Source organism: Streptomyces sp. NPDC104313 (assembly GCF_055583985.1).
In genome coordinates this window covers 1-14,445 of sequence record NZ_JBVJMW010000020.1, presented here as the reverse complement: position 1 = coordinate 14,445, position 14,445 = coordinate 1, and the positions used below count along the sequence as shown (strand labels likewise).

Annotated in this window: 17 protein-coding genes and 2 pseudogenes; 13 read left to right on the top strand and 6 right to left on the bottom strand. The window is 68.6% G+C overall.

Annotation, left to right across the window (positions count from 1 at the left end):
• The first annotated feature begins 173 nt into the window (after window positions 1-173).
• From ACZ60Q_RS32285 to ACZ60Q_RS32275, 3 genes are all read left to right on the top strand, one after another.
• The gene (locus ACZ60Q_RS32285) at window positions 174-1,319 is read left to right on the top strand and encodes a GAF domain-containing sensor histidine kinase (RefSeq protein WP_469641117.1); all 1,146 of its coding nucleotides are present in this window, start codon (window positions 174-176) and stop codon (window positions 1,317-1,319) included.
• The gene (locus ACZ60Q_RS32280) at window positions 1,312-1,956 is read left to right on the top strand and encodes a response regulator (protein ID WP_469641116.1); all 645 of its coding nucleotides are present in this window, start codon (window positions 1,312-1,314) and stop codon (window positions 1,954-1,956) included. The genes ACZ60Q_RS32285 and ACZ60Q_RS32280 overlap by 8 nt, the downstream gene beginning before the upstream one ends.
• Window positions 1,957-2,101: 145 nt before the next feature.
• Window positions 2,102-2,353, top strand: coding sequence for a chaplin (locus ACZ60Q_RS32275; protein ID WP_012381470.1), 252 nt, complete (start codon window positions 2,102-2,104; stop codon window positions 2,351-2,353).
• A 376-nt stretch (window positions 2,354-2,729) separates the two neighbouring features.
• On the opposite strand, the gene ACZ60Q_RS32270 is transcribed toward ACZ60Q_RS32275, so the two are convergent.
• Window positions 2,730-3,515, bottom strand: a complete 786-nt coding sequence (locus ACZ60Q_RS32270) for a hypothetical protein (RefSeq protein ID WP_469641115.1) — start codon at window positions 3,513-3,515, stop codon at window positions 2,730-2,732.
• Window positions 3,516-3,647: 132 nt separating this feature from the next.
• Between ACZ60Q_RS32270 and ACZ60Q_RS32265 the strand changes: the two genes are divergently transcribed.
• The 4 genes from ACZ60Q_RS32265 (at window position 3,648) to ACZ60Q_RS32250 (ending at window position 7,053) form a co-directional block, all read left to right on the top strand.
• The gene (locus ACZ60Q_RS32265) at window positions 3,648-4,445 is read left to right on the top strand and encodes an ABC transporter ATP-binding protein (protein ID WP_469641114.1); all 798 of its coding nucleotides are present in this window, start codon (window positions 3,648-3,650) and stop codon (window positions 4,443-4,445) included.
• A 196-nt stretch (window positions 4,446-4,641) separates the two neighbouring features.
• A complete protein-coding gene (locus ACZ60Q_RS32260) occupies window positions 4,642-5,070 on the top strand; it encodes an NfeD family protein (RefSeq protein ID WP_469641113.1) in 429 nt (142 codons plus the stop codon).
• A 165-nt stretch (window positions 5,071-5,235) separates the two neighbouring features.
• Window positions 5,236-6,201 carry an SPFH domain-containing protein gene (locus ACZ60Q_RS32255; RefSeq protein WP_469641112.1) on the top strand — a complete coding sequence of 322 codons (966 nt, stop codon included), beginning with the start codon at window positions 5,236-5,238 and terminating at the stop codon, window positions 6,199-6,201.
• Window positions 6,202-6,279: 78 nt separating this feature from the next.
• The gene (locus ACZ60Q_RS32250) at window positions 6,280-7,053 is read left to right on the top strand and encodes a sulfite exporter TauE/SafE family protein (protein ID WP_469641111.1); all 774 of its coding nucleotides are present in this window, start codon (window positions 6,280-6,282) and stop codon (window positions 7,051-7,053) included.
• Window positions 7,054-7,180: 127 nt separating this feature from the next.
• Here ACZ60Q_RS32250 and ACZ60Q_RS32245 read toward each other — a convergent pair whose 3' ends face one another.
• The 3 genes from ACZ60Q_RS32245 to ACZ60Q_RS32235 all read right to left on the bottom strand — a co-directional run bounded on the left by ACZ60Q_RS32245 (window position 7,181) and on the right by ACZ60Q_RS32235 (window position 9,212).
• On the bottom strand, window positions 7,181-7,690 hold the full coding sequence (locus tag ACZ60Q_RS32245; protein WP_469641110.1) for an HNH endonuclease: 510 nt from the start codon (window positions 7,688-7,690) through the stop codon (window positions 7,181-7,183).
• A gap of 137 nt (window positions 7,691-7,827) precedes the next feature.
• Entirely contained in the window at window positions 7,828-8,364 is a 537-nt protein-coding gene (locus ACZ60Q_RS32240; protein ID WP_469641109.1) for a YbhB/YbcL family Raf kinase inhibitor-like protein, read from the bottom strand.
• A gap of 65 nt (window positions 8,365-8,429) precedes the next feature.
• Complete coding sequence (locus ACZ60Q_RS32235) at window positions 8,430-9,212, bottom strand: sporulation protein (protein ID WP_469641108.1); 783 nt, start codon at window positions 9,210-9,212, stop codon at window positions 8,430-8,432.
• A gap of 87 nt (window positions 9,213-9,299) precedes the next feature.
• Between ACZ60Q_RS32235 and ACZ60Q_RS32230 the strand changes: the two are divergent.
• The 5 genes and pseudogenes from ACZ60Q_RS32230 to ACZ60Q_RS32210 all read left to right on the top strand — a co-directional run.
• Window positions 9,300-9,557, top strand: a pseudogene (locus ACZ60Q_RS32230) (DNA-3-methyladenine glycosylase); the annotation flags it as partial.
• A 14-nt stretch (window positions 9,558-9,571) separates the two neighbouring features.
• Entirely contained in the window at window positions 9,572-10,183 is a 612-nt protein-coding gene (locus tag ACZ60Q_RS32225) for a DNA-3-methyladenine glycosylase (RefSeq protein ID WP_469641107.1), read from the top strand.
• A 271-nt stretch (window positions 10,184-10,454) separates the two neighbouring features.
• Entirely contained in the window at window positions 10,455-11,144 is a 690-nt protein-coding gene (locus ACZ60Q_RS32220) for an SMI1/KNR4 family protein (RefSeq protein ID WP_469641106.1), read from the top strand.
• A gap of 205 nt (window positions 11,145-11,349) precedes the next feature.
• On the top strand, window positions 11,350-11,802 hold the full coding sequence (locus ACZ60Q_RS32215) for a hypothetical protein (protein ID WP_469641105.1): 453 nt from the start codon (window positions 11,350-11,352) through the stop codon (window positions 11,800-11,802).
• A 336-nt stretch (window positions 11,803-12,138) separates the two neighbouring features.
• Window positions 12,139-12,471, top strand: a complete 333-nt coding sequence (locus ACZ60Q_RS32210; protein ID WP_469641104.1) for a hypothetical protein — start codon at window positions 12,139-12,141, stop codon at window positions 12,469-12,471.
• A 608-nt stretch (window positions 12,472-13,079) separates the two neighbouring features.
• Here ACZ60Q_RS32210 and ACZ60Q_RS32205 read toward each other — a convergent pair.
• Window positions 13,080-13,400 (bottom strand): annotated as a pseudogene (locus tag ACZ60Q_RS32205) (DUF2199 domain-containing protein); the annotation flags it as partial.
• A 275-nt stretch (window positions 13,401-13,675) separates the two neighbouring features.
• Between ACZ60Q_RS32205 and ACZ60Q_RS32200 the strand changes: the two are divergent.
• A complete protein-coding gene (locus ACZ60Q_RS32200) occupies window positions 13,676-14,032 on the top strand; it encodes a recombinase family protein (protein ID WP_469641103.1) in 357 nt (118 codons plus the stop codon).
• On the opposite strand, the gene ACZ60Q_RS32195 is transcribed toward ACZ60Q_RS32200, so the two are convergent.
• Complete coding sequence (locus ACZ60Q_RS32195; protein ID WP_469641102.1) at window positions 14,029-14,301, bottom strand: IS3 family transposase; 273 nt, start codon at window positions 14,299-14,301, stop codon at window positions 14,029-14,031. The genes ACZ60Q_RS32200 and ACZ60Q_RS32195 overlap by 4 nt on opposite strands.
• Window positions 14,302-14,445: the final 144 nt, after the last annotated feature.

Below are 14,445 nucleotides of genomic sequence, written 5' to 3'. Positions count from 1 at the left end.
CGCACCGCGCCTCGCCCGGGAGCCGCAGCCGTACCCGGTACTTCGGCGTAGGTCCCCGGCAGTCCTAAGACCTCCGGCCGAGGCGCCCGGCGCCCGAGACCTAGGCCGCCCGCCCGCCCACCACCGACCCCGGCCCGATACGTCCGCGCGGTCCCCGCCGGTACGGTGATCCCATGAGTCATCGCCCACCGTCGGGCCTCGCCGCGGTGAGTGCCGCGCTGCTCGCCATGAGCCGGCACCTCGAAGTGGGCGACGTCCTCAAGACGATCGTCGCCTCCGCCCGTGAACTGCTCGACGCCCAGTACGCGGCCCTCGGGGTCCCGGACGACCACGGCGGCTTCGCCCAGTTCGTGGTCGACGGCGTCAGCGACGAACAGTGGAAGGCCATCGGGCCGCTGCCCCGCCAGCACGGCATTCTCGCCTCGATGCTTCACCAGGCGAAGCCCGAACGCCTCGCCGATGTCCGACAGGACCCCCGCTTCGAGGGCTGGCCCGCCGCCCACCCCGACATGTCCGACTTCCTCGGCCTGCCCATCACGGACGGCGACGAGATCATCGGAGCGCTGTTCCTCGCCAACAAGCTGTGCCCCAAGCCCGAGGGCGGCTGCGGGTTCACCGCCGAGGACGAGGAACTGCTCTCGATCCTCGCCCAGCACGCGGCGATCGCCCTGACCAACGCCCGGCTCTACGAACGCAGCCGCGAACTGACCATCGCCGAGGAACGCTCCCGCCTGGCCCATGAACTGCACGACGCGGTCAGCCAGAAACTGTTCTCGCTCCGTCTCACCGCCCAGGCCGCCACCGCCCTCGTCGACCACGACCCGGCCCGCGCCAAGGGCGAACTCCAGCAGGTCGCCGCCCTCGCCGCCGAAGCGGTCGACGAGCTGCGGGCCGCCGTGGTCGAACTCCGGCCCGCAGCCCTCGACGAGGACGGGCTCATCGCCACCCTCCGCACCCAGATCCAGGTCCTGGACCGCGCGCACGCCGCCGAGGTCACCTTCGAGAGTCGCGGAGTGCGCGCGCTGCCCGCCGCCCAGGAGGAAGCGCTGCTCCGGGTCTCGCAGGAGGCCCTCCACAACGCGCTGCGCCACTCCGGTGCGCAGCGCGTCCGTGTGACCCTGGCCCGGCGCGGCACCGACACTGTCCTGCGCGTCACCGACGACGGGGCCGGCTTCGACCCCACCGCTGTGCGGAGGGCGGGCCGCCACCTCGGCCTCGTCTCCATGCGCCACCGGGCGAACAGCGTCGGCGGCCGACTCACCGTTGCCTCGGAGCCCGGCAGGGGCGCCACGATCGAGATGGAGGTTCCCGGTGGCTGACAAGATCATCAGGGTGCTGCTGGTCGACGACCATCAGGTGGTCCGCCGCGGACTGCGTACGTTCCTGGAGATCCAGGAGGACATAGAGGTCGTCGGCGAGGCGTCCGACGGAGCGGAAGGCGTGGCCCGGACCGAGGAGCTCCGCCCCGACATCGTGCTGATGGACATCAAGATGCCCGGCACCGACGGTATCGAGGCCCTGCGACGCCTCCGGGAGCTCGACAACCCCGCCAAGGTCCTCATCGTCACGAGCTTCACCGAACAACGCACGGTGGTCCCCGCCCTGCGCGCCGGGGCCTCCGGTTACGTCTACAAGGACGTCGACCCGGATGCCCTGGCCGGGGCCATCCGCTCGGTCCACGCCGGTCACGTCCTGCTCCAGCCGGAGGTCGCGGGCGCGCTGCTGGCCCAGGACGACTCGGGCACCGGCACGGGCCGGGGGAGCACGCTCACCGAGCGGGAACGCGAAGTACTCGGCCTCATCGCGGACGGGCGTTCGAACCGTGAGATCGCCCGTGCGTTCGTCCTCTCGGAGAAGACGGTCAAGACGCATGTGTCGAACATCCTGATGAAGCTCGACGTGGCCGACCGGACCCAGGCGGCGTTGTGGGCGGTCCGCAACGGAGCGGCGGGCTGACATCGGCACCGCCGGGGTTCCCGTCCGGGCTGAGATTCATACTGTCGGGTGTATGTCACCCGTACGGCGCATCCTTCCTGGCCGCACGGCGTTCTCCAGAGCGTGCTGCGGCGGCTTGCCGCAGCCTCTCTAGGAGGATCCTGAAGTGAAGAACCTGAAGAAGGCCGCCGCCGTCACCATGATCGCGGGCGGGCTCATCGCCGCCGGTGCCGGAGCCGCCTCCGCCACCGGTCACAGCGGTGCCGACGCCCACGGTGTGGCTACCCACTCCCCGGGCGTCGCCAGTGGCAACCTCGCGCAGGTTCCCGTCGCCGTCCCGGTGAACGTGGTCGGCAACACGGTCAACGTGGTGGGCCTGCTCAACCCCGCCTTCGGCAACCTCGGCCTCAACCACTGACCCACAGCCCTTCCCGAAAGCCGGACGTCCCTGCATCCCCAAGGGCCCGTCCGGCTTTCGCCGCGCCTCACCCCACCCCACCCCCGGCACCTCCAGCACGGCACCTCTCCTGCCCGTGGCAGCCTGCACCCAGCCCCCTCCAGCCAGTCCGGCGTTTGAGGACGGAGGGGCCCCGAGCCGTACGAACCCCCAGGGCCGTGGGCCCTCCACAGCCCGACTGGCCGGCACCCACCCCAGCCCGTCCGGCGCTGGAGGACGGACCCCCGAGCCGGGGATCCTGAAGCCAAGGCGCCCCGCGCACGTGGCACCCCAGCCGCCCTGCGGGGCCGCACCCACCCCAGCCCGTCCGGCGCTCGAGGACGGTAGACCCGCAGGCCTACCGCCGAACCTCCCCGCCCTCCACATACGCGTTGTACGCCGCCACCTGCGCTCGCCGAGCCACCCGCTCCACCGGCCGCAACGCGGCCCCCCGCGCCGCGATCTCGGACGCGCTCACCGCTCCGCCGTGCCCGTTCTCGTACGCCACCGAGACCAGCAGCCCCACCCGCTGCGCCATCTCCAGCACCCGCACCGCCCGGGGCGGATAGCCGGGCGCCAGCACATCGCGCCCCCGCTCCGCCCGCGCCCGGTACGCGTCCATCGCGGCCTCCGCCACCGGCCCGGAACCGGCCACGTCCAGCCGCGACAGCAACGCCGCCGCATCCCGCAACGCCTCCGCCAGCTCCCGCTCCGCCTCGCCCAGCGACGGCACGTCCGCGGGCGGCGCCTCCCGTACCGGCAGCACCCGCCACACCACCTCGACATGCAGATCCCCGGCCGGGCCCGCCTCGGTGACCTCCGGCACCAGCCCGTACGGCACCCCGTACGCGACCACCGCCTCCTCCGCCTCCAGCGCCCGCGCATTGAAATCGGGCGGTCCGCTCAGCCCCAGCGGATGCCCAGGCACCGGCAGCGCGACCCGGAACCCGGTCGCCCCCAGGCTCCTCAGCCGGCCGAGCGCCAGCGTGAGCCCGACCGGCCCCGCCTCTCCCGGCAGTCCGTCGACGCGGTGCACCGCGTCCTCCCCGACAATCGCGAGGGCCGCTTCGTCCGGCGAGACGAGTCCCGCCAGAAGCGCGTTTCCCCAAGCGGCCAACAACCCTGAACGTGGTTCGACAAGCATGCCGACAGCCTAGGCAACCCTTGGGAACGGCCCTCACGCCTGAAGCACTCGCGCGGTGGCGTAGGTTTTCCCTGGGAGCCGTGCCCACCGGCACGCGACGATCGACGAGACTGCATGGGGAGACAACGCGCCATGAGCGATGTACTGGAGCTGGTGGACGTATCCGTGGTCCGCGACGGACGCGCTCTGGTGGACGATGTCTCCTGGTCGGTCAAGGAGGGGGAGCGCTGGGTCATCCTCGGCCCCAACGGCGCCGGCAAGACGACCCTCCTCAACCTCGCCTCCAGCTACCTCTTCCCGAGCACCGGAACGGTCACGATCCTCGGCGAACAGCTCGGTGGCGTCGGCACCGACGTCTTCGAGCTCCGCCCCCGGATCGGCATGGCGGGCGTGGCGATGGCCGACAAGCTGCCCAAGCGTCAGACGGTGCTGCAGACGGTTCTCACCGCCGCGTACGGCATGACCGCCACCTGGCACGAGAACTACGAAGCCGTCGACGAGGAGCGCGCCCGCGCCTTCCTCGACCGCCTCGGCATGACCGAGTACCTGGACCGCAAGTTCGGCACGCTCTCCGAAGGAGAGCGCAAGCGCACCCTGATCGCCCGCGCCATGATGACCGACCCCGAACTGCTGCTCCTGGACGAGCCTGCCGCGGGACTCGACCTCGGCGGACGCGAGGACCTCGTACGCCGCCTCGGCCGCCTCGCCCGCGACCCGCTCGCCCCCTCCATGATCATGGTCACCCACCATGTCGAGGAGATCGCACCCGGGTTCACCCACGTCCTGATGATCCGCCAGGGCAAGATCCTCGCGGCCGGCCCCATGGAGACCGAGCTCAGCTCCCGCAACCTCTCCCTCTGCTTCGGCCTGCCGCTCATCGTCGAGCACACCGGCGACCGCTACACCGCCCACGGCCTCCCGCTCTCCTGACCGACCCGCCGTGCGCCCACGCGCCTCACGTCCACCCGCCGCCCCAGGGGCGGCGCGGCAGAAACGGAGCGTCGGCCGACCGAGCAGGGCACAGGACACGGCGACAGGCCCCCATGCCGTGATCGGCAGGCCGTTCACCCCGGTTGGCCACCCGTGCGCCCTGTCGGTGACGCACCGACAGTCCTACGATGACCATGTGGACATCGACGCATGGGTGTGGTGGCTGATCGGCGCGGTGGGGCTGGGCATCCCCCTCGTCCTGACCGCGATGCCCGAATTCGGAATGTTCGCCGTCGGGGCGGTGGCCGCATCGGCCGTCGCCGCCCTCGGCGGCGGAATCGTCGCCCAGGTTCTGGTCTTCGTCCTGGTATCGGTCGCGCTGATCGCCGTGGTGCGCCCGATCGCCGCCAGACACCGGGCCGGACAGACCGGGCACGCCAGCGGCATCGACGCCCTGAAAGGGCGTCAGGCGATTGTACTGGAACGGGTATCGGGCTCCGGGGGCCGCATCAAGCTCGCCGGTGAGGTCTGGTCGGCCCGCACGCTCGACGCCGACCAGGTCTTCGAACCCGGCAGCCAGGTCGATGTCGTGGACATCGACGGAGCGACAGCCGTCGTCATGTGACCGAAGCGTGCACGGGGCGGGCCGAGGTCTGCCAGACTCGACATCGATCATGTCGATCATCATGAGAACCCGGACCGGCCCGCGACGCGCCGACCACCGGCCCCATATGAGCACCGACCCCGACCACCGCGATCCACCGGCCAACCGAAGGGCACGAGAGACACGATGCAACCGATCATCATCGTTCTGATCATTCTGGTGGTGCTCGTCTTCATCGCCCTGATCAAGACGATTCAGGTCATCCCGCAGGCCAGCGCCGCCATCGTGGAGCGGTTCGGCCGCTACACCCGCACCCTGAACGCGGGCCTGAACATCGTCGTCCCGTTCATCGACTCGATCCGCAACCGGATCGACCTCCGTGAACAGGTGGTGCCCTTCCCGCCGCAGCCGGTGATCACCCAGGACAACCTGGTCGTCAACATCGACACCGTCATCTACTACCAGGTCACCGACGCCCGCGCCGCGACCTACGAAGTCGCCAGCTACATCCAGGCGATCGAGCAGCTCACCGTCACCACCCTCCGCAACATCATCGGCGGAATGGACCTGGAGCGGACCCTCACCTCCCGTGAGGAGATCAACGCGGCCCTGCGCGGCGTCCTCGACGAAGCGACCGGCAAGTGGGGCATCCGCGTCAACCGCGTCGAGCTCAAGGCGATCGAGCCGCCGACCTCCATCCAGGACTCGATGGAGAAGCAGATGCGTGCCGACCGCGACAAGCGCGCCGCGATCCTCACCGCCGAGGGCATCAGGCAGTCCCAGATCCTCACCGCCGAGGGCGAGAAGCAGTCCGCGATCCTGCGGGCCGAGGGCGAGTCCAAGGCCGCCGCCCTGCGCGCCGAAGGCGAAGCCCAGGCCGTCCGCACGGTCTTCGAGGCCATCCACGCCGGAGACCCGGACCAGAAGCTCCTCTCGTACCAGTACCTCCAGATGCTCCCGAAGATCGCCGAGGGCGACGCCAACAAGCTCTGGATCGTGCCCAGCGAGATCGGCGACGCCCTCAAGGGCCTCAGCGGAGCCTTCGGGAACCTCGGCGGCGGCATGCCCGGCTTCAACACCGACGGCAACGGTGGGAACGGCGGCAACTCCGCCCCGGCGGTGGAACGACGCGAGGAACCCCCGGTCTCCTGACCCGAAAGACCTTTCGTGCATGATCAGTGAGGCCCCTCGACCTTCATGGCGGGGAGGCGTCACTGACCACCGAAGGAGATGGCCTTGTCCATCTGGGAAATACTCGCCGTCTTCGCGGCCGGCGTCGGAGCGGGCACGATCAACACGATCGTCGGCTCGGGCACCCTGATCACCTTCCCCGTACTGCTCGCCACCGGCCTCCCTCCGGTCACCGCGACCGTGTCCAATGCGCTGGGCCTCATCCCCGGCTCCATCAGCGGGGCCATCGGCTACCGCAAGGAACTCGCCGGACAGCGCCGACGCATCCTCAAGCTGAGCGCGGGCGCGGCGATCGGTGGCCTCTGCGGGGCGACCCTGCTCCTCGCCCTGCCCTCCACCGCCTTCGAGACGATCGTCCCGGTCCTGGTCGCCCTGGCGCTCGTCCTGGTGATCCTGCAACCACGCATCAGCAAAGCCGTCCAGCGCCGCCGCGAACACACCGGTGCCACGCCCCGAGCCGACGGCGGCCCGCTCCTGTTCACCGGCCTGATGCTCGCCAGCGTCTACGGCGGCTACTTCACCGCCGCCCAGGGGATCATCTACCTCTCGTTGATGGGCATGCTGCTCGACGACACCATGCAGCGTCTCAACGCCGTCAAGAACGTCCTGGCCGCCGTGGTCAACACCGTCGCCGCGCTGTTCTTCCTCTTCGTCGCCCACTTCGACTGGACGGCCGTCGTCCTCATCGCGGTCGGCTCGGCCATCGGCGGCCAGATAGGCGCCAAGGTCGGCCGCCGCTTGAGCCCCACCGTCCTGCGCGCCCTCATCGTGGCCGTCGGCACGATGGCCATCGTCCAACTGCTGCTCCGCTGACACACGTGGGCCCGCCCCCAGGGACGGGCCCACGGATACGTCACCGGACGTACGACGACCAAGTCACCGGACGTACGCCGACCACGTCACGGCTCCCGCTGTCACGTCGGGCGATCACTCCGGCGCCCTACGCCGCCGCTGCCCGGTCCAGCCACTCGGGCAGCGCCGAGCGGTCGCCGGCCCCCATCGCCAGCAGCATCGCCTCGGCGGGGGAGGGGACGAACGGCTGCTTCAGCAGCGGCATTCCCGCCTGCTCCGGCGTCCGGGCGGCCTTGCGGTGGTTGTCCTCGGAACAGGAGGCCACCGTGTTCAGCCAGGTGTCCTGCCCGCCCTGGGCGCGCGGCACCACATGGTCGACGGTGGACGCCCGCCGCCCGCAGTACGCGCACCGGTGCTGGTCCCGTATCAGCACACCCCTTCTGGACCACGGCGCCTGTCTTCGGAACGGCACCCGTACGTACCGGCAGAGCCGGATCACCCGGGGCGCCGGTATGTCCACGGCGGCACCACGCATACGGAGCTCGGGATGCGACTGCTCGACGACGGCCTTGTCCGTAAGGATCAGGACCACCGCACGGTTGAGCGTCACTGTCGACAGCGGCTCGAAGCTCGCGTTGAGAACCAGCGTGTCACGCATCCCGCCCACCTCCCGTGTGCCGCCCGCCCCCTGGCAGGCCCGGATCAACTCTGGCTGGGCAGGCCGCGATGGACAACGCAATAAAAATGCCCTGCTCTGATCTCTCCAAGACCAGAGCAGGGCAAACAGCAAACGAACTAATTGCCGACGGGAGCCTCGTACTCACCGATCAGCTGAGCACGCCCCAGCGTGTGGAACCGGAGATTGAACCCGGCGACCGCGGGAGACGCGTCGCTGTCGATCCCGAGCTTCTCGGTGTCCACCGCGTACACGGTGAACACATAGCGGTGACTCTCCCCGGGCGGCGGCGCGGCGCCCCCGAAGTCCTTGGAGCCGTAGTCGTTACGGGCCTGGACGGCCCCTTCGGGCAGCCCCTCGAACGTTCCGCTGCCCGCACCGGCCGGAAGGTCCGTCACCGAGGCCGGGACATCGAAGAGCACCCAGTGCCAGAACCCGCTGCCCGTCGGGGCGTCCGGGTCGAAACACGTCACGGCGAAGCTCTTGGTCCCCTCGGGGAAACCCTCCCACCGCAGCTGCGGCGAAGCGTTCCCGCCCGCAAGCACCTGGGCATCGTCCAGCACGGCCCTCGGCGCCAGGTCGTCGCTCACCACGGTGAACGCGGGGACCTGCGGATGGAAGTCGTGCGGCAGCGGGGCCCTCTTCGGCTCGGTCACGTCTCGCACCTCTCCTGATCGGTTCGTCTGCCTTCCCACCCGACCTTAGGGGGCGGCGCCGATCCCTAGAGCCAGTTGCGCTGTCCACCGACCTGGGCGAGCCACTGGTTGAGGTAAGCGGCCCAGTCGGTCTGCTGGTAGTCGTGCAGCCCCACCTTGAACGCGCGGTAGGAGTCGCTGCCCTCACTGAACAGCCCCGGCTTCTTGTCCATCTCCAGGATGACGTCCATCTCGCGGTCGTCCGCGACGAACGTCAGCTCCACCTGGTGCAGCCCGCGGTACTGCGTCGGCGGGACGAACTCGATCTCCTGGTAGAACGGCAGCCGCTGACGCGTTCCACGGATGTGACCGCGCTCCATGTCAGCGCTGCGGAAGCCGAAGCCCAGCTGCCGGAACGCGTTCAGGATGGCCTCCTGCGCCGGCAGCGGGTGCACGTTGATCGGGTCCAGGTCGCCGGAGTCCAGCGCGCGGGCGATCTCCAGCTCGGTGGTCACCCCGATGTTCATCCCGCGCAGCTGCTGGCCGCCGAACATGGTGACCGGCGTCTCCCACGGGATCTCCAGGCCGAACGGCACCACGTGCACCGCGCTCGCCTGCACCTCGAAGGCGCCCCCGAGGCTCACCTTGGTGAACTCGATGTCCTGCTTGCTCTCCTGGTCCCCGCCCTCGACCTCGACCCGCGCCTGGAGGCCGACGGAGAGCCCCTCGATCTGCTGGGCGACCGAACCGCCCTGGATCCGCACCTCGCCCTGGACGACCCCGCCGGGGACGACGTTCACCTCGGTGAGCTCGGTCTCCACCGAGGCACCACCGGCGCCCATGCTCGCGAGCAGCCGCTTGAAGCCCATAGTCACTCCTTCTAGGTTCTGACCCCTACATACGCGCCACGACGGTAGCCGGTTCCCGTCCGTGCGATCCCAGTACCCTCGGTCGCCATGACCACGAGCCCGGACCGCGCCCCACTGACACGAGAGTTCTTCGACCGCTCCGTACTGGAAGTGGCCCCCGACCTCCTGGGCCGCACGCTAGTCCGCCGCGGCGCGGCGGGCACGATCGAGCTGCGCCTGACCGAGGTGGAGGCGTACGCGGGCGAGGTGGACCCCGGATCGCACGCCTTCCGGGGCCGCACCGCGCGTAACGCAGTGATGTTCGGCCCGCCCGGCCACACGTACGTCTACTTCACCTATGGCATGTCAAGGCGGTCAGCATGAACATCGACTTCCTTGCCCACCCAGCCGAAGAGGTCGCACCCAAGCTGCTCGGGAGCGTCCTCACCTGCAAGACCCCCGAAGGTACCGTGAGCATCGCCATCACTGAGACCGAGGCGTACTCCGGTGCAGCTGACCCAGCTTCCCATGCCTACCGGGGCCGTACAGCCCGCAACGCCACCATGTTCGGCCCCGCAGGACACCTTTACGTCTACCGCTCCCATGGTCTCCACTGGTGCGCCAACGTCGTCACTGGGACGGACGGCATCGCATCGGGTGTCCTCATCCGGGCCGGCAGGGTGATCGAGGGGGAAGACCTGGCACGCAAGCGGCGAGGGGAAAGGGTCGAGGGTGCAGGTCTGGCCCGAGGTCCGGGGAACCTCGGCCAGGCGCTCGGCATCACAGCAGAACACAACGGCGCAGACCTCCTGACAGGTACCTCGGTCATGCTGTCCGAGGGTGATCCGGTACCTACCGCGCTCATCCGGGTTGGCCCTCGGGTGGGGGTGAGCAGGGCCCACGACTGGCAACACCGGTTCTACCTCGCAGGTGATCCGACGGTCTCGGCGTACCGACTGAGCCCGAGAGCCGAGCCGCCCGCCGGACCCTGAGCCGCTGTGCGCCTTGCTCACGGCTTACCAGCGAGTCGGCGCGGAGTTGGGCCAGAAGACGGGTGATCGCTTGCGAGCGTGGCGTGTGGCGCGTTCCTTGCCGGTCGAATGACTGCCGACGTGCGCAGACTCGGCTGGACGGGTGGGTGAGACTTAGCGGTCTACCGGGCCCCTTTTCGCACTAACCTGGCCCGCTGAGCGTCGTAGTTGGCCTAGCGCCTGCAATGGCCCGGCCGGGTCCGTTGTCACTGGCTCCGCGTACGGTCGGCGCATGGTTGATCAACTGTGGAACGGTGTGCGCCAGCGTGTTGCCGCGTTGGGGGCCCAGTCGGCGAGCGGCCAGGTGTTCGGTTCGCTCGGGCACCGGTGGGTCTTGGAAGATCCGCTGGCGGATGACGCGCTTGCCGGGCTCGAAGCACAGGTGGGTGTGCGGTTGCCGGAGGACTACCGGGACTTTCTCACCTGCGTGGGCGTCGGCGGCGCGGGTCCCGCTTACGGGCTATTCCCCGTGTGTTGCGTGCAAGGCCGCTGGCGTTGGGAAGGAGACGGTGCCGACTTGGCTGACCTGTCCATGCTCGCCCAGCCCTTTCCTGACCACGGCCCCGACCCTGAGCTCCTCGACGTACTCCTTGCCGAACGCCCCGAGGAAGAGGACTTCGATGAGATCGAGGACTTCGACGACGCCATCGAGGCATGGGACGAACGCTGGGAAGCCGTGATGTTCGCCCCGGAGCGCACCGCCGGGGCCATCGTCATCTCCCACCTCGGCTGCGCCCAGAGGGAGTGGTTGATCGTCAGTGGAACCCACCGCGGGACCATCTGGTCCGACTGCCGCGCAGACGATGCCGACCTCGTCCCGCTGCTCGATGACGGCGGGAGGCCGGTCACTTTCGCCCGCTGGTACACCGCCTGGCTCGAAGCGGCCGAGCTCACCGCACAGCAGCAACCTGCGACCACCTGACGCCACACGGCGCCCCGCCGCGGCCGACTGCTCCAGTCACCGTCTCTTGAGGGGTCTCGGCAGGTCAGCGGTGTTTTGGAATTTGCGTTGCAGCTGTCGGGATGGGTCAACTGCGGCGCTAAGTCACAACTGGACGACCGGGCCGCGTGCGCACGCGCGGGAAAAGGAGATGCTGGCTCCTGGCCTGCGCAGACAGGATCTCTCCATGTCTACCGACGTCAGCGGAATGATCGAATGCCGGCCGGGGGCCCGCCTATGGGGACCCGACGACGCGGACTCCGTATGGGAGGTCGGCATCGATCTCTTCCTCCTCAACAGGGGCAACGCCTACGACGGCCTCGCTTGCCTCTTCGGAATCCGAAACTCCTATGGCTTTCGTCCCCTGGCGGAAGATCGTGGCTTCCCGGACGACGCCTCGGACGGGCTGCGAGGTTTGTTCGCCGGCTACGGCGGCCCCCACGATGTGCACGGGACCACCTGGCTGACCTGGGCCGAACTTGACGCCACGGACTGGCAGGAAACCAACGTCTCAGGCACGCGAACCCGTGCCTCAGCCGCAGGGATCGACACCGACTGGGGCCGGGTCTGGCGCGTCATGCGCATCCTCAGCGAAGTCCACGGCGCGGAGAACGTACGTCTCGTCGTCTGGTTCCACTGACGTAAGGATGTGCGCGCTACTTGGCCAGGCAGGCCAAGTAGCGGCACCACACTGGAGGGCTCCCTGAACGGGGCCCTCCCTCCTTCGTGTAAGGTCCATCGGCCAGGTCGCCGTCGTCGCTCCCGACCGCACGAGACCGAGTCCAGGCCCGAAGGCTTGGGCGTCCACCTGTGAAGAGAGACCGCGCCATCAGCGCCCGGTCCACCCCCGCAACGAAAGGGAGGCACATGTCCCGCCATCCGGCGGGGGTCAATGGCGCACCCGTGCGCGCCTCACAGGAAGGGACGGTCAACAGTGGGACGTATCCCGTTTCAGTTCGAAGGCGACTTCGCCGCTGTGTCTCAGGAGCAGTACAAGCGGCGGGCACGCGATCCACGCTTCGACTACGCCCACCGCGTCGAGTACGCGGCCATGGGATGGGCCAACCAGATCGGGCACGCCGAGTTCCCGCCGGATGAGCTGAACAAGATCCTTGCCGACGGGGACGGCAGGGTGCCCAGCAACAACGCTTTGAACAACCATGTGCGCAAGGCGAAGGGGTGGGGCTTCATCGAGACGGAGTCCAACCGACGGTGCCTCATACTCCCGGTGTTCCACTTCCAGAAGGGCACCGGGGACACAACCTGCGATGAGCACGGCATACGCAAGGCCAAGAGGTTCTGGCCGTAGCTCACAGGCGGGACGTGTCGATCAGGCATGCCCGCGACACGTGAGGCGTGCCGATCGCGCAGCCAATAACATGCACTACCTGTAAGGGCAGGGCTGTGACCTGCGGCGATGCGCTGCCCTTCTTAATCTTCTTGGTAAGTCATCGGCAACCCTCGGGCAAGGAGTAGCGGAGGGGCGGCTGGTAGGACGGTACAGGCGGAAGCGGTCAGCAGTAGGGCGGCCCCTTGGGGCCGAAGCGCCAAGCCTCACCGGCGAAGATGGAAGCGGCAGGGGGCGGCCTACCGGCCGCACAGTCGCAAGTGGTCTTACGGCAGTGCGGCCCCGGAAGGGGCCGCCAGGAGCAAGCCGGCAGGACCAAGGGGGGCGCTGCCGCGCCCCACAGCCACAGCCGTAAGGCCCTGTTCCTTGCAGCCTTCCGCCGCTGCCAGCAAGGGTAGGGCAAGGCTGTGACCAGGTCATATGCTCCTGCCGCGGCAGTCTGCGGGCAGGGCGGACGGCCCCCGGAAACCGTGGCGGAATCTCGGCTGCCAAGACATGGCGGTCGAGCAAGGACCCGTCAGGGGGGTCATACCCCACCCCTCCGGCGCCGACGTGCTCGGCTGTCTTGGTCAGCGGTCCTCGCTGTTGCCGTGGAGGACGGCTTCGGCGATCTCGCGGACCCGGTCGAGACTGATGCCTGTGCGCTGTTCGACCGCGAGAGGATGATCGGTGGGTTCGAGCTCGATGAAGGGGCGCTGGCCGATCGGGCGGGTGTGGGCGTTCGTCTTCAGGTTGGTGGTGCCGGGCGAGTAGATCGGCAGTTCGGTGGTCAGCCAGCCGAAGTACGGCTTCTCGTCTTCGCGGCCGGGCGTGTTCCACATGTCGGCGGTCCGGGAGAAGCTGTCTCGGCTGAGGGAAACCCAGACTCCCCATGAGAACACCTCGTCAACAGGTGTAACCGAGATCGTTGGTCATGCGCGGGAGCCGAGCTTCGCTGCGAAACGCAGCGACGAAGCCGAGGCTCAAAAACCAAGGTTTGTGAGACGAGAGACTGGGAGCCCCTAACGGGGGCGCAGCCCTGTTCAAAACCCGTCTCGAAACTTCCATCTCGGGCTTGATCTTTTGAGATGAGTTCTGAGACGGTCTCGTCACGGCAGAGATCACCACGTCCGCGGGGCAGCTCATCGGTTACGCCCGCGTCTCGACCGATGACCAGGAAGCGCAGTTGCAGCGAGACGCCCTGACGGCCTCAGGGTGCGCCCGGATCTTCGAGGACAAGGCGTCTGGCAAGAACACCAACCGGCCAGAGCTCACGGCCGCACTGGGCTACGCCAGACCTGGCGACACCCTGTGCGTGTGGAAGCTCGACCGATTCGCTCGGTCGCTGATCGACCTTGTGACCATGGTCGACACCCTTCGAGAGCGGGGTATCGGGTTCAAGGTGCTCACGGGTGCACTGGCCAACATCGACTCCGGTACGGCGGACGGCCGTCTCATGCTTCAGGTGGTCGGGGCCATGGCGGAGTTCGAGCGCAGTCTCATCAGGGTGAGGTTCCCCCGCTGTGCGGGAGTAGTTGACTAGCTGGTCAGGGCGGGTTGGCGTGGTTTCGGGTTCACTTGTTCGGCGGCTGCCTGGTTGGCGTAGTGCTTCTCCTCGAACTCGATCGGGCTGAGGTAGCCGAGTCGTTCCTGGATGCGACGGGGGTTGTAGAAACCGTCGATGTAGTTGAAGAGTGCGAGGTTTGCCTCGGCGCGTGTGGCGAAGACGCGGCCGCGGACGCACTCGGTCTTGACGAGCATCCACAGGTTCTCGGCGAGGGCGTTGTCGAACGAGTCGCCAATGGATCCCATGGATGCTTGGATACCGGCCCTGACCAGGCGTGTTGTGAGTTTCACGGATGTGTACTGGGTGGATTCAACTGATCGTCGCAACACCTCGATCTTGGAGGTGCTGGATGGGCCGGCCGACGGGATGGGCCACTCGGATGACGGGGC

Coding starts and splice junctions, on each gene's coding strand:
- ACZ60Q_RS32285 (WP_469641117.1), top strand. CDS start 174: ATGAGTCATCGCCCACCGTCGGGCCTCGCCGCGGTGAGTGCCGCGCTG.
- ACZ60Q_RS32270 (WP_469641115.1), bottom strand. CDS start 3,515: ATGCTTGTCGAACCACGTTCAGGGTTGTTGGCCGCTTGGGGAAACGCG.
- ACZ60Q_RS32265 (WP_469641114.1), top strand. CDS start 3,648: ATGAGCGATGTACTGGAGCTGGTGGACGTATCCGTGGTCCGCGACGGA.
- ACZ60Q_RS32255 (WP_469641112.1), top strand. CDS start 5,236: ATGCAACCGATCATCATCGTTCTGATCATTCTGGTGGTGCTCGTCTTC.
- ACZ60Q_RS32250 (WP_469641111.1), top strand. CDS start 6,280: ATGGCCTTGTCCATCTGGGAAATACTCGCCGTCTTCGCGGCCGGCGTC.
- ACZ60Q_RS32245 (WP_469641110.1), bottom strand. CDS start 7,690: ATGCGTGACACGCTGGTTCTCAACGCGAGCTTCGAGCCGCTGTCGACA.
- ACZ60Q_RS32235 (WP_469641108.1), bottom strand. CDS start 9,212: ATGGGCTTCAAGCGGCTGCTCGCGAGCATGGGCGCCGGTGGTGCCTCG.
- ACZ60Q_RS32225 (WP_469641107.1), top strand. CDS start 9,572: ATGAACATCGACTTCCTTGCCCACCCAGCCGAAGAGGTCGCACCCAAG.
- ACZ60Q_RS32220 (WP_469641106.1), top strand. CDS start 10,455: ATGGTTGATCAACTGTGGAACGGTGTGCGCCAGCGTGTTGCCGCGTTG.
- ACZ60Q_RS32215 (WP_469641105.1), top strand. CDS start 11,350: ATGTCTACCGACGTCAGCGGAATGATCGAATGCCGGCCGGGGGCCCGC.
- ACZ60Q_RS32195 (WP_469641102.1), bottom strand. CDS start 14,301: ATGGGATCCATTGGCGACTCGTTCGACAACGCCCTCGCCGAGAACCTG.